General features: G+C 74.4%; 15 protein-coding genes. 5 read left to right on the forward strand and 10 right to left on the reverse strand.

Annotated features, from left to right (window positions below; all coding sequences use genetic code 11):
* Window positions 1-7: 7 nt before the first annotated feature.
* Entirely contained in the window at window positions 8-727 is a 720-nt protein-coding gene (locus CFP65_RS13135) for a YidC/Oxa1 family membrane protein insertase (RefSeq protein WP_104816267.1), read from the forward strand.
* Window positions 728-732: 5 nt separating this feature from the next.
* Here the strand turns inward: CFP65_RS13135 and CFP65_RS13140 are convergent, their stop codons facing one another.
* The 3 genes from CFP65_RS13140 to CFP65_RS13150 form a co-directional block, all read right to left on the reverse strand.
* Window positions 733-1,407, reverse strand: coding sequence for a hypothetical protein (locus CFP65_RS13140; RefSeq protein WP_104816268.1), 675 nt, complete (start codon window positions 1,405-1,407; stop codon window positions 733-735).
* 537 nt (window positions 1,408-1,944) lie between these two features.
* A complete protein-coding gene (locus tag CFP65_RS13145) occupies window positions 1,945-2,994 on the reverse strand; it encodes an adenosine deaminase (RefSeq protein ID WP_256387273.1) in 1,050 nt (349 codons plus the stop codon).
* Window positions 2,995-3,127: 133 nt separating this feature from the next.
* Window positions 3,128-4,435 carry a DUF445 domain-containing protein gene (locus tag CFP65_RS13150; RefSeq protein WP_254552919.1) on the reverse strand — a complete coding sequence of 436 codons (1,308 nt, stop codon included), beginning with the start codon at window positions 4,433-4,435 and terminating at the stop codon, window positions 3,128-3,130.
* Window positions 4,436-4,648: 213 nt separating this feature from the next.
* Between CFP65_RS13150 and CFP65_RS38890 the strand changes: the two genes are divergently transcribed.
* Window positions 4,649-5,926 (forward strand): acetylhydrolase, encoded by a 1,278-nt coding sequence (locus tag CFP65_RS38890; RefSeq protein ID WP_158702156.1) that lies wholly within the window; start codon window positions 4,649-4,651, stop codon window positions 5,924-5,926.
* Here the strand turns inward: CFP65_RS38890 and CFP65_RS13160 are convergent.
* The 5 genes from CFP65_RS13160 to CFP65_RS13180 all read right to left on the reverse strand — a co-directional run bounded on the left by CFP65_RS13160 (window position 5,914) and on the right by CFP65_RS13180 (window position 11,144).
* Window positions 5,914-7,215, reverse strand: coding sequence for a nucleotide sugar dehydrogenase (locus tag CFP65_RS13160; RefSeq protein ID WP_104816269.1), 1,302 nt, complete (start codon window positions 7,213-7,215; stop codon window positions 5,914-5,916). The genes CFP65_RS38890 and CFP65_RS13160 overlap by 13 nt on opposite strands.
* Window positions 7,216-7,302: 87 nt before the next feature.
* On the reverse strand, window positions 7,303-8,454 hold the full coding sequence (locus CFP65_RS13165; protein ID WP_158702157.1) for a glycosyltransferase: 1,152 nt from the start codon (window positions 8,452-8,454) through the stop codon (window positions 7,303-7,305).
* A gap of 60 nt (window positions 8,455-8,514) precedes the next feature.
* Complete coding sequence (locus CFP65_RS13170; RefSeq protein ID WP_104816271.1) at window positions 8,515-9,468, reverse strand: ATP-binding cassette domain-containing protein; 954 nt, start codon at window positions 9,466-9,468, stop codon at window positions 8,515-8,517.
* Between the two features lie 25 nt (window positions 9,469-9,493).
* On the reverse strand, window positions 9,494-10,342 hold the full coding sequence (locus tag CFP65_RS13175) for an ABC transporter permease (RefSeq protein WP_254552377.1): 849 nt from the start codon (window positions 10,340-10,342) through the stop codon (window positions 9,494-9,496).
* Complete coding sequence (locus CFP65_RS13180; protein ID WP_104816272.1) at window positions 10,335-11,144, reverse strand: ABC-2 family transporter protein; 810 nt, start codon at window positions 11,142-11,144, stop codon at window positions 10,335-10,337. Before CFP65_RS13180 ends, CFP65_RS13175 begins: the two co-directional genes overlap by 8 nt.
* A gap of 149 nt (window positions 11,145-11,293) precedes the next feature.
* On the opposite strand from CFP65_RS13180, the gene CFP65_RS13185 reads away from it, so the two are divergent.
* Together CFP65_RS13185 and CFP65_RS13190 are read left to right on the forward strand one after the other, a co-directional pair.
* Window positions 11,294-13,633, forward strand: coding sequence for a transglycosylase domain-containing protein (locus CFP65_RS13185; RefSeq protein WP_104816273.1), 2,340 nt, complete (start codon window positions 11,294-11,296; stop codon window positions 13,631-13,633).
* Between the two features lie 146 nt (window positions 13,634-13,779).
* Window positions 13,780-16,620: a BTAD domain-containing putative transcriptional regulator gene (locus tag CFP65_RS13190; protein ID WP_158702158.1), complete on the forward strand. Its 2,841-nt coding sequence runs from the start codon at window positions 13,780-13,782 to the stop codon at window positions 16,618-16,620.
* 192 nt (window positions 16,621-16,812) lie between these two features.
* Here CFP65_RS13190 and CFP65_RS13195 read toward each other — a convergent pair whose 3' ends face one another.
* Window positions 16,813-17,115 carry a co-chaperone GroES gene (locus CFP65_RS13195; RefSeq protein ID WP_104820848.1) on the reverse strand — a complete coding sequence of 101 codons (303 nt, stop codon included), beginning with the start codon at window positions 17,113-17,115 and terminating at the stop codon, window positions 16,813-16,815.
* 193 nt (window positions 17,116-17,308) lie between these two features.
* The gene (locus tag CFP65_RS13200) at window positions 17,309-17,656 is read right to left on the reverse strand and encodes a DUF3618 domain-containing protein (protein ID WP_254552378.1); all 348 of its coding nucleotides are present in this window, start codon (window positions 17,654-17,656) and stop codon (window positions 17,309-17,311) included.
* A gap of 136 nt (window positions 17,657-17,792) precedes the next feature.
* Here CFP65_RS13200 and bcp point away from each other — a divergent pair, with 136 nt between their 5' ends.
* Complete coding sequence (gene bcp / locus CFP65_RS13205; RefSeq protein WP_104816275.1) at window positions 17,793-18,266, forward strand: thioredoxin-dependent thiol peroxidase; 474 nt, start codon at window positions 17,793-17,795, stop codon at window positions 18,264-18,266.
* Window positions 18,267-18,289: the final 23 nt, after the last annotated feature.

An 18,289-nucleotide genomic window follows, 5' to 3' on the forward strand; every position in this document is an offset into this window, starting at 1 on the left:
TCACCCCATGTCGCTGTTCGCCGTGCTCGACCCCGCCGTCCGCCTGGCCCACCAGGTGGTGGCCGGCCTCGCCCAGGTCGTCCCGACCGCCCTGGCGATCGTGCTGTTCACCGCCGCCGTCCGGCTGGCCCTGCACCCGCTGGCCCGCTCCGCCGCCCGGGCCGAGAAGACCCGGACCCGGCTGGCCCCCAAGGTCGCCGCTCTGCAGAAGAAGCACGGCAAGGACCCGGAGCGCCTCCGCACCGCCCTCGCCGAGCTGTACCGCGCCGAGCAGGCCTCCCCCTTCGCGGGCTTCCTGCCGCTCCTGGTCCAGCTGCCGTTCTTCTCGGTGATGTACCGCCTCTTCACCACCCCGAACGACCTGCTCGGCCACACCCTGTTCGGCGTCCCGCTCGGCCTGCACGTGGGCTCGGCCCACGGCCCGGCCCAGTGGCTGGTCTTCGCCGCCCTGTACGCGGCCCTGGCCGGCGTCGGCTACGTCGGCTTCCGCCGCGCCCGCCGGGCCGCCGCCCAGGCCAAGGCCCAGGGCACCACCCCGCTCCCGGGCACCGACCTGATGTCCTACCTGGCCTTCGGCACCGTGCTCTTCGCCGCCCTCGTCCCGCTCGCGGCCGGCCTCTACCTGCTCACCACCACGGCCTGGACGGCCGCCGAGCGCGCCCTGCTGCACGGCGACGTGGACGTGAAGCAGCTGTTGAACCCCCACCGGCGCGGGGCACTGCACTGAGCGACCTACTCGCCCGCCTTGGCCGCCAGTATCTGAGCCTGCGCTTGCGCGAGCGTGAGGGTGCCGTTGCACACGGCGGTGTGCAGGCGAGTTTCGACGACGTCGTCCCGAGCGGCCCGGCCGCTCGGCACCGGCCGCAGGTTGGCCAGGTCCATCGGTGCGCCGCCGAGCTCCAACGGCACGATGTGGTCCTCCTCGTAGTGCGACGGGTCCTGGTCGGCCCTGCCCGAGGCCGCGAGTTGCCCGATCTTGAGCGCGTCCGTGTAGGAGACGGGCGGACGGACGGTCGCGGTCCAGCCGGCCACGCAGATCGTCGACCTGATGGTGGTCTGCGTGACGGCCGGGTTGAGGCTGCCGCCCCCGGCGGCAGGAGCGGTGGGAGCGGTGGGAGTGGTGGGCCCGCCTCCCGTTCCGGTCAGGTGCACCGAGGCACCGGTGATCTCACCGTTCACGACGGTGTACGAGCCCGCGTAGTCGGCGCTGGTCCCGTCGCTGTGCTCGGCATGGAGCCGGACGTTCACGGTGTTGCCCTGGACACCGTCCACGAGGAGGGTGTCGGCGGTCGTGCCCGCGAAGCCGTCCGCGAAGGTGGCGTAGTCGGCCGCCAGGTTCTCGCCCCCCAGGGCCCAAGCCGCCCGGTAGTCACCGGCGTTGATCGCGGCGTAGTACTGGCGGACCACCGTGGCCGCATCGGCCGCGGCACGCGTGGTGGGCGTAGCCGGAGCGGCGGGGGTGGCGGGAGCGGCAGGGACGGCGGGGACGGCGGGGGCGGAAGGCGAGCTGACGGAAGGGACGGACGACGGCGCGGGGACCGACGGTGACACCGGGACCGAGGACGGCGCGGGGACGGCCGGTGGCGTGGCCGGGTGCTGTGCGCCCAACACACCCGGCGTACCGGAGGTATTCGGCGCACCCGATGTACCGGACGTACCCGGCGCACCCGCCCCGCCGCAGGCGGCAAGCAGCGCCAACGCGGCCGCCCCGAGCCCGGATCGCAGCCTGGAGGCTCTCATGGCCACCTCCCGGAGGGGTTGTGGGCCACACCACCAGTCTGCGCTCCGAAGCTCTCCGCAGCCCGCCGCAGCTCGCCGCAGCACCGCCAGAGCGCTCCGCAGCCCGCCTCGCCCGGCCGTCAGGCCCGGGGCCAGGCCAGCCCTGGCGGCAGGCCAGCCCTGGCGTCAGGGCACCTCTGGCGCCAGATCAGCCCTTGCGTCAGGTCAGCCCTGGCGCCAAGCCGCCAGGTAGGAGTCGATCTCGCCGGTCAGGCGGGCCTTGCCCGGGGCGTCGAGGAAGGAGGCTTCCACGGCGTTCCGGGCCAGGCCGGCCACGCCCGACTCGTCCAGGCCGAGCAGGCGGGCGGCAACCGCGTACTCGGTGTTGAGGTCGGTGCCGAACATCGGCGGGTCGTCGCTGTTGACGGTGACCAGCAGGCCGGCGTCCACCATCTGCTTGATGGGGTGCTCCTCCAGCCGCTCGACCACCCGGGTGGCGAGGTTGGAGGTCGGGCAGACCTCCAGCGCGATGCGGTGCTCGCCGAGGTGGTCCATCAGGGCCGGGTCCTTGACCGACTGGGTGCCGTGGCCGATCCGCTCGGCGCCGAGCACCCGCAGGGCGTCCCAGACCGTCTCCGGCCCGGTGGACTCGCCCGCGTGCGGGACGCTGTGCAGGCCGGCCGCCCGGGCCCGGTCGAAGTACGGCTTGAACTGCGGGCGCGGCACGCCGATCTCGGGGCCGCCGAGGCCGAAGCTGACCAGGCCCTCGGGGGCCAGGTCGACGGCCAGCCGGGCCGTCTCCTCGGCGGCGGCCAGCCCGGCCTCGCCGGGGATGTCGAAGCACCAGCGCAGCACCACGCCGAAGTCCTTCTCGGCCGACTTCCGGGCGTCCTCGATCGCCTCCATGAAGGCCACGTCCGGGATGCCCCGGTTGGTGGAGGAGTACGGCGTGACGGTCAGCTCGGCGTAGCGGATCTGCTGCCGGGCCATGTCCTCGGCCACGCCGTAGGTGAGCGCCCGCACGTCCTCGGCGTCGCGGATCAGGTCGACCACGCTCAGGTAGACCTCGATGAAGTGCGCGAAGTCGGTGAAGGTGAAGTACTCGGCGAGCGCCGCAGGATCGGTCGGCACCTTCGACCGGCCCTCGTAGCGGGCGGCCAGCTCGGCCACCACCCGGGGCGAGGCGGAGCCCACGTGGTGCACGTGCAGCTCGGCCTTGGGCATCCCGGCGATGAACGCCTCGATCCCCCGCGTACCCGTCTCCAGACCAGACACCCCAGCACTCCTTCGTCCGTAGCTCCAGCAGCCGACTCCGCATCATGCCACGCCCCGGGCGCCCACCCGTCTACGCGCGTCCGACACCACGGACGGCCGACGTCACCCCGCAGACCGGCTACCCGCAGACCGGCTACCCGCCCAGCGCCACCGCCACGGTGTGGATGAGCAGGCCGGCCAGCGCACCGACCACCGTGCCGTTGATCCGGATGAACTGGAGGTCGCGGCCCACGTTGGCCTCGATCTTGCGGGAGGCGTCGGCGGCGTCCCAGCCGGCCACGGTGTCCGAGATCAGGGCGGTGATCTCGGAGCGGTAGGTCTCCACCACGTACTGGGCGGCGTCCTGGAGCCAGCCGTCGGTCTTCGACTGAAGCTTGGCGTCGGTGGCCAGCCGCTGCCCGAAGGAGCGCAGGCCGTCCCGGATCCGGCGGCGCAGCTCGCTCTGCTCGTCCTCGGCGGCGGAGACCACCAGCTGCCGGACGGCCGTCCAGGAGGAGGCGATCAGCTCCTGCACCTCCGCCCGCTCCAGCAGGTCGTTCTTGGCCCGTTCCACCCGGGCGATGGTCGCCGGGTCCTGCTGGAGCTCGGTGGCGAAGTCGCCGAGGAACTTGTCCACGGCGCCGCGGGCGGCGTGCAGCTGGTCGTCCCGGACGTCGGTGACGAAGCGGAGCAGCTCCTTGTAGACGCGTTCGCCGACCTGGTGGTCGAGGAAGCGCGGGGTCCAGCCGGGGGTCTTCTGGGTGACCCGGCGCACCACGTCCTCGTGGTTGGCCACCAGCCAGTCGTGCGCGCGGACCACCACCAGGTCGACCACCCCGCGGTGGCCGCCGTCGGCGACCACCTTGCCGAGCAGCCGCCCGGCCGGTTCGGCCACCGAGGTGGCGGCGGCCCGGCGGGTGACGGCCTCGCTCACCACGGCCTGCACGTCCTCGTCGCGCAGCACCGCGAGCACCCCGCGCAGCGCGGCGGCCGCCTCGGTGGTGACGCGTTCGGCGCTGCCGGGGGCGGCCAGCCACTCGCCGAGCCGGCGGGCGATGCCGATCCGGGCCAAGCGGTCCCGGACCACCGGGGCGGAGAGGAAGTTGTCGCCGACGAAGTCGCCCAGCGAGCGGCCGAAGGCGTCCTTCTTGGTCGGGATGATCGCGGTGTGCGGGATCGGCAGCCCGAACGGCCGCCGGAACAGCGCGGTGACGGCGAACCAGTCGGCCAGCGCGCCGACCATCCCCGCCTCGGCGGCGGCCGCCACGTACCCGGCCCAGGCCCCGGCCCCCGCCGCCTTGGCCCAGGTGGCCAGCGCGAAGACCAGCGTCGCGAAGGCCAGCAGCCCGGTGGCGATCCGCTTCATCCGGCGGACGCCCCGGGTCTTCGCCTGGTCGGCCTCGGTGAAGCTCACCCCAGCCCCGGGTCGGGCTCGACCGGCCCCGGAAGCGGTCGAGCCCACCGGTCCGTTCTTCGTATCGACACTCACCCCGACAGTCTGCCCCGCCGGGCCGCCCGAACGGTTCAGCCCCAAGGCTGACTCAACCCTGAGATGTAGATCCGTGGGCGAATGCGGGTGCCCGCCGACCCCTACGACGGATGGATGTGGTCCGTGCGGTCCGCGTGACAACGTTCCAGCTGACGGAAGATCAGTGACCGATCCTGGGGAGGACCCGTGACCACCACACCGACCACCAGCCGCGAGGCCCTGTCACGCCGCCGCCTGCTGGGCACCGCCCTGACCGTCGGCGCGGCCGGCGCGGTGGGCGCCGCCCTGCCACTCGCCACCACCACCCCCGCCCGCGCCGCCACCGCCCCCGCCGCAACCGCCCCCGCCCGGGCCGCCACCACCCCCGCCCGGTCTGCCGCCGCCACCGCCACGGGCTCCCCGTTCGCCCTGCCCGAGCCCACCGGCCCGCACCCGGTCGGCACGGTCGAGCTGGAGCTGGTCGACGGCTCCCGCCCGGACCCGGACAACCCCGGCCGGTTCCGCCGGCTGATGGCCAGCGTCTGGTACCCGGCCCGTGGCGACGTCGACCGCTACCCGCTCGCTCCCTGGATGCACCCCGACCTGCTGCGGGTCTTCCTCGCCGACGGCGGCTACCCGGCCGACCTCGTCGGTCCGCTGACCTCCGGTCACCTGGGCGCCCCGGTGCACCGCACCGGCCGGGGCCTGCCGGTGGTCCTGTTCTCGCACGGCGCGCACGACCACCGCGCCGACCACACGGTCATCGTGCAGGAGCTCGCCAGCCACGGCTTCGCCGTGGTCACGGTCGACCACACCTGGGACGCGTACAGCCGCCTGCCCGACGGCCGCCTCCTCACCCCGGTCTTCGACCGGCAGCACATGATGGGCCCGAAGGAATTCGCGGCCGACCTGCACTTCCTCGTCGACTGCGTCGAGCAGCTCGCCGCCGGGCAGAACCCCGACGCCGAGCGGCGCCCGCTCCCGGCCGGGCTCACCGAGGCGCTGGACGCCTCCCGCATCGGCGCCTTCGGCTGGTCCAAGGGCGGCACCGCCACCGCCTACGCCATGCTCGGCGACCAGCGCATCAAGGCCGGCCTGAGCCTGGACGCCCCGATGCAGCCCCTCATCACCGCCGACCTCGACCGGCCGTTCCTGATGATGACCGCCAGCTTCCCGCGCGCCCAGGACCCGGCGGCCGAGCAGTTCTGGGGCCACCTCAAGGGCTGGCGCCTCAACGTCCAGGCCGAGGGCGCCGTCCACAGCTCCTACGGCGACACCGAGGTGTTCGTGGCCCAGGCCGCCACTCTGCTCGGAATCAGCCCCGACCAGGTACCGGAGCTGATCGGCACCATCGACCCGGCCCGCGCCGTGAGGATCCAGCAGGCGTACCCGCTCGCCTTCTTCGGCCGGCACCTGTGCGGCCACCGCTCTCGCCTGCTCGACGGCCCGTCCCGCGACTTCCCGGAGGTGACCTACCTGCCCTGACCCCCGCCGCCGAGCACCAGGTGCCGCACGCCGCCCCACCGCGCCGGATCCGTGCACCGCCGCCCGTCCAGGAAGACCCGCACCCCCGGCAGGTCGGCCGGCTCCAGCGAGCGGTACTCGGGGTGGTCGGCCTGCAGCACCGCCGCCACCGCCGGCTCGCCTCGGTACGGCGGCAGCCCGAGCGCCGCCAGCTCCGCCGCCGAGTACAGCGGATCGCTCACCCACGGCTGCGCCCCGGCCGCCCGCAGCGCCTCGACCAGGGGGAAGACGCCCGAGTACGCGGTCTCCTTGACCCCGCCCCGGTAGGCCGCGCCGAGCACCCGCACGCCCACCCCCGCCAGCGAGCCGCCGAGGGCGCCCGCGAGCAGCCCGGCCGCGTACGCGGGGACGGTCTCGTTGGCCTCCCGAGCGGCGCGGACCACCGTGGCGGCCGGGTCGTTCCAGAGGTAGAGCCGGGGGTAGACCGGGATGCAGTGGCCGCCGACCGCGATGCCGGGGCGGTGCAGGTGGCTGTAGGGCTGCGAGTTGCAGGCCTCGATCACCTCGGCCAGGTCGACCCCGCACCGGTCGGCGTACCGGGCGTACTGGTTGACCAGGGCGATGTTGACGTCCCGGTAGGTGGTCTCGGCCAGCTTGGCGAACTCGGCCGCCTCGGCCGAGCCGAGCGCCCAGACGCCGTTCTCGCGTTCCAGGTCGGGCCGGGGGTCGAAGTCGAGCACGGCCCGGTAGAACTCCACGCCCTGCCGGGTCGAGCGGGCGTCGATCCCGCCGACCAGCTTGGGGTAGCGCCGCAGGTCGGCGAAGACCCGGCCGGTGCGCACCCGTTCGGGGCTGAAGACCAGCCCGAAGTCGCGGCCGGCCACCAGGCCGGAGCCCTGCTCCAGGCGGTGCGCCCAGCGGCTGCGGGTGGTGCCCACCGGCAGGGTGGTCTCGTACGCGACCAGGGTGCCCCGGCGCAGCCCGGCGGCCACGGCGTCGGTGGCGGAGTCGAGCAGGGTGAAGTCGGGGGTGCCGTCGGCCGCGGTGACCAGCGGGACGACCAGCACCACGGCCTCGGCCCGGTCCACGGCGCGGGTGGTGTCGGTGGTGGCGGTCAGCCGCCCCTCGGCCACCACCCGCTTGAGCCGCTCGTCCAGCTCGGCCTCCCGGGGGAAGGGCGGGCGCCCCTCGTTGACGGCCGCCACCACCCCGGGCGCGCAGTCCGCACCGGTGACCCGGTGGCCCTTGGCGGCGAACTGCACCGCGAGCGGCAGACCGAGCTTGCCCAGCCCGACCACACAGATGTCCATCTCAGTTCCTTCGATCAGCGCCCGCGGGCCACGCTGCCCACGGGCCTCCCTGCCCCGGCGTCGGGGCCTGGCATCAGTGCCCCGGTGTCAGTGCCCCGGCGTCAGCGCGTCCCGGGCAGCCGGCGGCTCGGCGAACACCCAGTCCGGCAGCGCGAGCCGGCGGTTGCGGAAGAGCGGGTACGCGGCGTGGCCGTCCCGGATCGGCGGGCTGCCGTGGGCGAGCTCGTACTGGACCAGCCCCTGCAGCGCGGCGAGCCGGCCCTGGGCGGCGAGCACCAGCCGCAGGCGGTCGGCCACCTGCAGCCCGGCCAGCAGCTCCCGGTGGGCGTACGCCCGGACCAGGTGGCCCACCCCGGTGCAGACCCGCTGCCGCACGGCCGGGTCGAGCTCGAAGAGCGGGGCCTGGAGCAGCTGGGGCAGCTCCCAGCCGAAGTGGCGGGCCCGGATGGCGTCGCGCTGCGGGCCGGGGGCGGTGAGCCGCTCGACCACCTCCTGGACGGCGCCGATGCCGTGCAGCCGCTCCAGCGGGCGGGCCCGCTGGGTGACGTTGCCGCCGTCGGCGCGCCGCACCAGGTGGTAGTAGTCGTAGTCGGCCAGCACCGAGACCCGGCGGGCCCGCAGCAGTGCCTCCAGCGTGAACGGCTGGTCGGAGTGGACCGGCAGGTCCTCGCGGCGGTGCAGGCCGCGCAGCAGGGAGCGGCGGAAGAGCTTGGTGTCGGCCAGGGCCCAGGCGAGGGCGGAGTCGGTGAAGCCCACCTCGCGGGCCGTCCGGGCGAAGATGCCCTGCGGCACCAGCCGCCCGTTCTCGCCGACCTGCCGGGGCACCACCACGTCGGCGTCCCAGCCGTCGGCGGCTGCCACCAGCCGTGCCAGGGCCTGCGGGCCGAGCCAGTCGTCGGCGCCCAGGTAGAGCACGTACCGCCCGCGCGCCAGCGCCGTCCCCCGGTTGGTGGGCACGGCCGGCCCGCCGGAGTTGGCCTGCCTGCGCAGGGTGAACAGCCCCGGATGCGCCTCGGCGTACCGCCGCAGCTCAGCCCCGCTGCCGTCGGTGGAGCCGTCGTCGACGGCGACCACCTCCATCCGGGCGGGCCCGATGCTCTGCCCCACCAGCGAGTCCAGACAGGCCGTCAGGTACGGCATGGTGTTGTACACCGCGATCACCACACTGACGTCCGGCACCCCGGAGGCTCCCGGCGCGGGGCGGGCGGCGGGCAGGGCGGCGAGGCGGTTCGGTGTCACACGGTGTCAACTACGGTTGCCGCCCGAGGGTTACGCAGCCCGGGTGAGGAGCCGCACCCGCTAAAGGCCCTCCGTGTACATCCGGGCGATCACGTCCTCGATGGCGGGCTCCTGCAGCGAGAGGTCGAGCAGCGGGTACCCGGCCGCGACCGCCGAGACGATCGGCGCGGCGCTGGCCTGGTTGGGGAAGGCCAGCCACTGCCGGGGGCCCTCGACCCGGACCACCCGGGCGCCGGGCACCTCGATCGGCGGGCGGGGTTCGGCGAGGTCGACCACCAGGGTGCGTTCGCTCTCGCCGGTGGCGTGCAGGCCCTCCAGGCCGCCGTCGTAGACCAGGTGGCCGTGGTCGATCACCATAACCCGGCCGCAGAGCTGCTCGATGTCGGTGAGGTCGTGGGTGGTGAGCAGCACGGTGGTCTTCTGCTCGGTGTTGACCTCGCGCAGGAAGTCGCGGACCCGGCTCTTGCTGATCACGTCCAGACCGATGGTGGGCTCGTCCAGGTAGAGCACCTGCGGGTCGTGCAGCAACGCCGCCGCGAGGTCGCCGCGCATCCGCTGACCGAGCGACAGCTGCCGCACGGGGGTGTCGAGCAGCCCGCCGAGGTCGAGCAGCTCGACGCAGCGGTCCAGGTTGCCCCGGTAGCGGGCCTCAGGGAGGCGGTAGATCCGGCGGGCCAGCTCGAAGGAGTCGCGCAGCGGCAGGTCCCACCAGAGGGTGGTGCGCTGGCCGAAGACCACGCCGATCCGGCGGGCCAGCGCGGTGCGGTCCCGGGCCGGGTCGACCCCGGCCACGCGCAGCCGACCGGCGGAGGGCACCAGGATGCCGGTGAGCATCTTGATCGTGGTGGACTTGCCGGCGCCGTTGGGGCCGATGTACCCGACGCACTCGCCGGCCTCCACGGTGAAGCTCAGCCCGTCCACGGCCCGCACCTCGCGCCGCTCGCGCCGCAGCCGCCCGGTCTTGGCGCGCACGGTGAACGTCCGGTGGACGTCCTCGACCTCGATCAGTGCCACGCGTCGGTCCTTTCCGTGGAGGGTCTCAGCTGCCGGTGCCCCGGTAGGCCCGCAGGCCGCGCCGCCAGACCAGCCCGGCCGCGGCGCAGGCGAGCACGGCGGCGACCGGGGAGGCGTACTGGAAGGCGGTGGGCAGGCCGAGCGGGTCGGGGTGGCCGAGGATGTGCAGGGCGGGCAGCCAGTTGACGAAGGCCAGCGGGACGCCGAAGACGGCGCCGGCCACCAGCTCCTTGGCGAAGATGGTCGGCGGGTAGTGCAGCAGGGTGGCGCCGCCGTAGGTGAAGGAGTTCTGGATCTCGCCGACCTGGCCCCACCAGAACTGCAGGCTGGCGAAGCCGACGAAGACGGCGCAGAAGATCGCGGTGCCGCAGACCAGGATCACCGGCACCAGCAGCAGCCGGCTCGCCGTCCACTGCACCGGCAGCCGCTGCAGGGCCCAGCCGAGCACCAGCACCGACTGGATCGGCCGGGCCACCCGGCGCGGCGAGAAGCGCTCGGCGCAGAGCTGGGCCAGCGCGGGGGCCGGCCGGATCAGCACGGTGTCCAGCGTGCCGGCCCGGACGCGGTCGCCGAGCGCGTCGATGCTGCCGACCAGCATGTTGGCGGCGCCCAGGCAGAAGGTGGAGGTGCCGTACAGGAAGGCGAGGTCGGGCAGCGCCCAGCCGCCGAGCTGGTCGGTGTGCTGGAACATCAGCAGGATCACCACGAAGTCCAGCGAGCTGACGGCCAGCGAGGCGAGCAGCAGCAGGGCGAAGGAGGCCCGGTAGCTCAGCGCGGCCTTGGTCCACATCCCGGCGATCAGCCACCAGCAGCGCAGGGCCCACCAGACCCGCCGGGGCAGCGACTCACGGACCAGGAGCACGGGCTCAGCCACCCTGCACCACCACCTTGCGGGTGGCCAGCCCCTGCACCAGCCGGCCGAGCAGCAGCAGTGCCACCGCCCAGCCGAGCTGGAAGCCCAGCGCCGCCGCGGCGGCGCCGCCGGTGCGGCGCTCCAGCAGGATGTCGGCGGGCAGCTGGATCAGCGCCGCCCAGGGCAGCACGGGGGCGACGGCGCCGAGCAGGCCGGGGAAGAGCGTGATCGGCAGCAGCATGCCGGAGAAGAACATCGAGACCACCAGGGCCAGGGAGCGGATGCCGTCGGAGTCGTGCAGCCAGAAGCCGGTGAGCGAGACCAGGAAGCGCAGGCCGAAGCTGACCACCACGGCGAGGGTGACCGAGAGCAGGAAGAGCGCCCAGACCCGCGGGTCGGTGGGCAGCCGGGTGCGGTAGACGGCCATCCCGACCAGGGTGGGCGCCACGCCCCGGGCGAAGAGCTGGAAGGCGGCCCGGCCGAGGTCGGTGGCCAGCCACCAGAGCTGGAAGTCGACCGGGCGGTAGAGGTCGATGGCGATGTCACCGGTGCGGAACCGCTCCTGGAGGTCGTCCTGGAAGCCGCCGCCCCAGACCGCCACGGTGACCAGCAGCGCCTGGCTGATCCAGATGTAGGTGACGGCCTGCCGGGCGTCGTAGCCGCCGAGGCCGGGGCGGGCGTGCCAGAGCGCGAGGAAGGTGGAGGCGAGGATGAGGCCGAAGACGGAGTTGGTGAAGACCCCGGCGAGGGTGGCTCCCCGGTAGGTGGCGAACCGGCGGAACGAGCCGGCGGCGACGGCCAGGTAGAGCCGCGCGGCACCCATCGAGTCTCCTTGTCGACACATGAGCCCGGCGCTCGCCACCCCGGCCCCCCGGAAAGTCACCCGACCCTAGCGGCAGGACGGCTGATGGGGCATCGGTTTTCCGCTCCCCCTCCCCCCGAATACGGACGAACTGACTCATAATCACTCCCATGAACGAGGAGCCCCCAGACCGGCAACCCGAGGCCGCCCCCGACAGCCGGGACGGCTCCGCCCCCGACCTGGAGGCGGAGGACCGCACCGAGGGCTCCCGCCGCGACCGCCACCGCGCCAAGCGGGCCGCCCGCAAGGGCCGCCGCCGGGCGATGCCCTGGTGGCGCCGGGTGGTGCCCACCTGGCGGATGGTGGTCGGCGCCCTGCTCGGCCTGCTGCTGCTCGGCATCGCGGCCTTCGTGACGCTCTACCTCACCGTCTCGGTGCCCGACCCGAACGCCCACGCGGTGGCCCAGAGCAACGTCTACTACTACGCCGACGGCACCACCGAGCTGGCCCGCACCGGCTCGGTCAACCGCGAGGACGTGCCGATCCGGCAGATCCCGCTGGACACCCAGCACGCGGTGGTCTCCGCCGAGGACCGCAGCTTCTACCGCAACAAGGGCGTGGACCTGCGCGGCATGATCCGCGCGGCCTGGAACAGCGCCACCGGCAAGGGCCTGCAGGGCGGCTCCACCATCACCCAGCAGTACGTGAAGAACTTCTACCTGACCCAGGAGCAGACCTACACCCGCAAGATCAAGGAGTTCTTCATCGCCCTCAAGGTGGACCAGCAGGAGAGCAAGGAGGACATCCTCGCGGGCTACCTCAACACCAGCTACTTCGGCCGCGGCGCGTACGGCATCCAGACCGCCGCCAACGCCTACTACGGCGTGGACGTCTCCCGGCTGACCCTCCCCCAGGGCGCCTACCTGGCCACCCTGCTGCAGGCCCCGAGCGCCTACGACGTGAAGAACACCAGCGCGGCCGGCCGGGCCAGGGCGATGGCCCGGTGGAACTACGTGCTGGACGGCATGGTCTCGCTCGGCTTCCTGGACGCGAACGCCCGGGCCGCCGTCACCTTCCCCGAGCCGCTCGACCCGCAGCCGGTCAAGGGTCTCAGCGGCCAGGCCGGCTACCTGGTGGACATCGCCGACGACTACCTGGCCGCCACCGGGGTGCTGGACACCGCCACCCTCAAGTCCGGCGGCTGGAAGATCACCACCACCTTCGACAAGGGCAAGCAGGACTCCTTCGTGGCCGCCGTCAAGGACGAGCTGACCTCCGAGCTGGACACCTCGGCCCGGCCCAGGACCGACACCGACGTGCGGGTCTCCGGCGCCTCGGTCGAGCCCGGCACCGGCCGGGTGGTGGCCGTCTACGGCGGGCCGGACTACGCCACCCAGCCGTTCAACGACGCCACCCGCGAGGACAACCAGGTCGGCTCCACCTTCAAGCCGATCGACCTGGTCGCCGGGCTGAACGGCCGGCACACCACCCAGGACGGCCGGGTGATCACCACCCAGACCACCTACGACGGCACCAGCCGCCGCCCGGTGGTCGGCGGCCCCACCGCCTACGCGCCGCCGAACGAGGACGACGTGGACTACGGCACCATCACGCTCCGGTACGCGATGCAGAAGTCGGTCAACTCGGTCTACGCCCAGGAGGGCGTGGACGCCGGCCTGGCGAACGTGCGGGCCACCGCCGTCAAGCTCGGCCTGCCCGACTCGATCGACGGCATGACCGCCTCCAACACCTCGATGACGCTCGGCACCGCCACCCCCAGCGCCCTCGACCTGGCCTCGGTCTACGCGACCCTGGCCAACCACGGGCAGCACCTGGCGCCCTGGTCGGTGCTCAAGCTGGAGAAGCCCGGCGCCGAGGACGTGCCCAAGCTGCCCGAGCACCAGGCCACCGAGGCCGTGGCGCGCAGCGCGGCCGACTCGGTCACCGACGTGCTGGAGGACGTGGTGACCAGCGGCACCGGCACCGCCGCGCTGCGGCTGAACCGCCCGGCGGCCGGCAAGACCGGCACCACCGACAACAACCTCTCCGCCTGGTTCGCCGGCTACACGCCCGAACTCGCCACCGCCGTCGGCCTGTTCCGGGAGAACCCGAAGACCCACGCCAAGGAGTCGCTGGCCGGCACCGCCGGGTACTCCCGGATCAACGGCGGCGCCTTCCCCACCGCGATCTGGACCAGCTACATGCGCGGCGCGCTGCGCGGCACCGGGATCCAGCAGTTCGACCTCGCCCCCGGTAGCAGCGTGACCCAGCCCGCTTCCCCGACCGCCACCGCCTCGGCGAGCGCCACCGCCTCCGGCTCGCCCTCCCCCTTCACCACCCCCAGCCCGACGCCCACCCCGAGCCCCACCCGCTCGCCCTCCCCGTTCGCCACCCCGAGCCCCAGCCCGTCCCGCAGCAGGACCCCCTCGCCCAGCCCCTCGCCCGCCGGCTCGCCGCCGGCGGAATCCCCGGGGATCAGCATCCCCAGCGCCACCACCGGCCCGTCCTGACCCCGGCACCACCGCTGACCGACCGTCAACTGACATGGTCTCAACCACTCCCCGGGAAGTCCCTCCGGAGCCCACCGCCCGGGCGCTAGCCTCGGCCGGTACACGCCACGGCGGCCCCTGGCCGCCCGGACGGACGGGGAGCAGTGGTGAGCACGCGGCTGGCGTTCGGCGTCCTGGGCCCGGTCCGGATCTGGACGGACGAGGGCGAGCTCGGCGTGTCCGCCGTGAAGCTGCGCAGCCTGCTGGCCCTGCTGGTGCTGCGCGCCGGCACGGCGGTGCCGGTGGACGAGTTGTACGAGGTCGCCTGGGAGGGCAGCCCGCCCGGGCGGGCCCGGGCCGCGCTGCACACCGCGATGACCAGGCTCCGGCACAGCGTCGGCCCCCACGCCGCCCGCCGGCTCGTCTCCAGCCACCCCGGCTACCTGCTGGAGGCCCGCGCCGAGGAGACCGACTGCGGGCGCTTCCTGCGCGAGTGCGAGCGCGGCCGGCTGGCCCTGCGCGGCGGCCGGCCTGCCGAGGCGGCCGCCCTGCTGGAGCAGGCGCTGGGCCTGTGGCGCGGCGACTTCCTCACCGACGTGCCCGGCCCCTACCTGCACGACCACTACGGCCGCCACCTGGGCGAGGCCCGGCTGCAGGCCGTGGAGTGGTCCGGCGAGGCCGAGCTCGCGCTCGGCCGCCAGGAGCGGCTGCTGCCCACCCTGCGGGCGCTGGCCGCCGCCCACCCGCTGCGCGAGCGCTTCCACGGCCAGCTGATGCTCGCCCTCTACCGCTCCGGCCTGACCGCCGAGGCCCTGGAGGCGTACCGCAGCTGTCGCACCACCGTGCGCGCCGAGCTGGGCGTCGAACCCAGCCCCCAGCTGCGCGAGCTGCACCAGCGGATCCTGCACGCCGACCCCACCCTGGCCCTGACCGCAGCCGCCGGCCCGACCGGCCACAGCCGGCCCCGCCCCTTCCCCACCCCGGCCCAACTCCCCTACGACCTCGCCGACTTCACCGGCCGATCGATGGACGTGGCCCGGCTGCACGAGGCGCTCGACCCGGTGGCCGGCGCCGCCGTCGCGGTGGTCTCCGGCCCCGGCGGGGTGGGCAAGACCAGCCTGGCCGTGCACGTGGCGCACCGGGCCCGGCACGCCTTCCCGGACGGGCAGCTCTACCTCGACCTGCGCGGCGCCGGCCCCGAGCCGCTCCACCCGCACGCGGTCGCCGCCCAGGTGATCCGCAGCCTGGGCCTGGCCCCCGCCCTGGTGCCCACCGACGAGGCCGAGTGCTACGCGCTCTACCGCAGCCTGCTCGCCCAGCGCCGGGTGCTGCTGGTGCTCGACAACGCCCGGGACACCGCCCAGCTGCGCCCGCTGCTGCCCGGCGGCGCCACCAGCTCGGTGCTGGTCACCAGCCGCGACCGCCTCGCCGGGCTGCCCGCCACCGAGCGGATCCAGCTGGCGGTGCTCACCGAGCCCGGCGCCCGGGAGCTGCTCGACCGGATCCTCGGCCCCCGGCGGGCCGCCGCCGAGCCCGCCGCCACCACCGAGGTGCTGCGCGCCTGCGCCGGCCTGCCGCTGGCCCTGCGGGTGGCCGCCGCCCGGCTCACCGCCCACCCCGACTGGACCATCGCCACCCTGGCCGACCGGATCGGCGGCCAGCTGCGCCGGCTCGACGAGCTGGCCGTGGACGACCTGGCCGTCCGGGCCAGCCTCGGCCTCGGCTACGCGGGCCTGCGCGGCACCCACCCCGAGGCCGCCCGGGCGCTGCGCCTGCTCGGCCTCTGGCAGGGCGCCGACCTGCCGCTGCCGGCCGCCGCCGCCCTGCTCGGCGGCCCGGCCTCCACCGCCCAGGCGCTGCTGGCCGCGCTCACCGACGCCCACCTGCTGGAGGAGAGCGCCCCCGGCCGGTACCGCTTCCACGACCTGGTCCGGCTCTACGCGGCCGAACGGGCCGAGGCCGAGGAGCCCGCCCCCTCCCGGGCCGCCGCCGTGCAGCGGCTGGTCTCCTGGTACCTGCACGCGGGCGCGGCGGCGGTGGACGCCCTGCCGCCCGAGCTCCAGACCCCCGGCGACCACTGCCCGGCCCCGCACCTGCCCGAGCCGCCCCCGGCCCTGCCCGGCCAGGGCGCCGCACCCGAGTTCACCGGCCAGGACGAGGCGCTGGCCTGGTACGACACCGAGCGGGACAACCTGCTCAGCGCCGTCCAGCACGCCTGGGACGCCGGGCTGCACCGGCTCTGCTGGCAGCTGCCGGTCACCCTGCTCGCCTTCGACCGGCTGCGCCGGACCTGGCCGCAGTGGCTGACCGGGCACGAGCTGGCGCTGGCCGCCGCCCAGGCGCTCGGCGACCAGGCGGCCGAGAGCAGGGTGCTCGGCGGCCTCGGCCTGGCCCACCAGGTGGCGCAGCGGCACGAGCGGGCCGTCCCGGCCCTGGAGCGGGCCCTGCTGATCCGCCGGGAGAGCGGCGACCGCCCGGCCGAGGCCCGGGCGCTGCGCGCGCTGGCGGCCAGCCTGCGCCGGCTCGGCCGGCACGAGGAGGCGCACGAGTACTCCCGCTGCCACCTGGAGCTGGTCCGCGAGCTCGGCAGCCGGGCCGAGGAGACCGTCGGGCTGACCAACCTGGCCTGCCTGCTCCAGGATCTCGGCCGGTACGAGGAGGCGGTGGCCCACCTGCACCAGGCGCTGGCACTGGCCCGGGCGAGCGGACACCGCCACCACGAGGGCGTGGTGCTCTGCCGGCTCGGCGACGTGCACAACGACATGCGCCAACTGGTCATCGCCGAGGGCTACTTGCGGCCGGCCCTGGCCGCCCTGCGGGAGAGCGGCGACCGGCACACCGAGGCGCTCGCCCTCGGCCACCTGGCCCGCAGCCTCACCTGCAGCGGCCGGCACGAGCAGGCCCAGGCCCTGCTGCACGAGGCACTGGCCATCCTCACCGAACTGGACGCCCCCGAGGCAGCCGAGATCCGGGCCCGGCTCGGCGAGCACGCCCCGTCCGCGCACTGAGCGGCACGGGAGGCTGAAAGCGAGCGGTAAGCGGGCGGTAAGCGCCCACCGGCAGGATCGTCCGCACACTCCGGGGTCCACCCCTCGGACTCCGGGGTGAACGGGGGGTGGCCCGTGTCCGGCGGCGGCCGGGCACGGGCCGTACCCGCCTGACGGTGCTACAGCCGACGCCCGGTCACGGCCGCGAGCCGGTCACAGGTACAGGCCGGTCGAGCCCTCGGCATCGGTCAGCCGTTCGGCGGCCACCGCGTGCAGGTCACGCTCACGCAGCAGCACGTACGTGGCGCCCCGGACCTCGACCTCCAGCTTGTCCTCCGGGTCGTAGAGCACCCGGTCACCGGGCTCTACCGCACGGACGGACTGGCCGACCGCCACAGCTTCCGCCCAAGCGCACCTTTTACTTAGCTCGGCGGTGGCGGGGATCAGGATGCCCCCGGTGGAGCGACGCTCGCCCTCGCTGCCCTCGGTCTTCACCAGGACGCGGTCGTGCAACATCTTGATCGGCAGCTTCTCGCCCAGCCGGTCGTGGCGTCGGGCCTGCTGGGTCTCGTCGTCGGTACTCACGCCCCCGACGGTACCGGGCCCCGGCGCGCCGCGTGCGGCTGGCCCGGCATCCGGGAGCGCGGCCCCGAGCACGCCGAAGGGGCCGGTGACGCAGGCCCCGGCCCCTTCCGCCCGCTCGTACCGCTCAGCCCTTGCGGCGGCGGCGCCGCGCGGCCATCAGCAGCAGCACCCCGCCGCCCACCAGCGCGGCCGGCACGATCCGGTCGGGGCGCGGCTGCCCCTTCTCGTCGGTGAACTGCGCCTTGACCTGCTCGACGGCCCCGCTGGCCGCCACGTACGCCCGGGCCGCCTGCTGCTCGACCGTGGCGCGCAGCTTGGCCTTGGTCTGGGCGGCCACCGTGCTGGGGTGCACCCGGACGGCCAGCTCGTCCAGGGTCGCCGCCAGCTGCTCACGGGTGCGCGCGATGTTCGCCTCGATCTCGGCGGTCGAGCGCGCCTTGTCCTCTGTCCCGGCCTTGCCCACGCGGGCCACCCCTTCACTGAATGTTGTCCTGTGCGACAGGAGCCAGTCTGTCAGCTGGCCCGGGCAGCCGCGCGGCCCCACCCACCAAAGGGTCTATGTTTGCGGTGGTACGACCACCAGTCCACGCCCGAGGAGAAGATCCACCGTGAGCGAGCGCCTCCAGCCCGGCGACACCGCCCCCGCCTTCACCCTGTACGACGCCGACGGCAAGCAGGTGTCCCTCGCCGACCACCTCGGCCGCAAGGTGATCGTCTACTTCTACCCGGCCGCCCTCACGCCTGGCTGCACCAAGCAGGCCTGCGACTTCACCGACAACCTCGAGGTCTTCGCGGGCGCCGGCTACGACGTCATCGGCATCTCCCCCGACAAGCCCGAGAAGCTCGGCAAGTTCCGCGAGGCCGAGGACCTCAAGGTCACCCTGGTCTCCGACCCGGACCACGCCGTCATGGAGGCCTACGCCGCCTGGGGCGAGAAGATGAACTACGGCCGCACCTACCAGGGCGTGATCCGCTCCACCGTCATCGTCGACGAGCAGGGCAAGGTCGAGCACGCCCTCTACAACGTCAAGGCCACCGGCCACGTCGCCAAGCTGCTCCGCGACCTCAAGATCGAGGCCTGACGGCCCGTCCGACCGCGGGAACT

Origin of the sequence: Kitasatospora sp. MMS16-BH015 (genome assembly GCF_002943525.1) — a bacterium.
In the GTDB taxonomy this organism is placed as follows: domain Bacteria; phylum Actinomycetota; class Actinomycetes; order Streptomycetales; family Streptomycetaceae; genus Kitasatospora.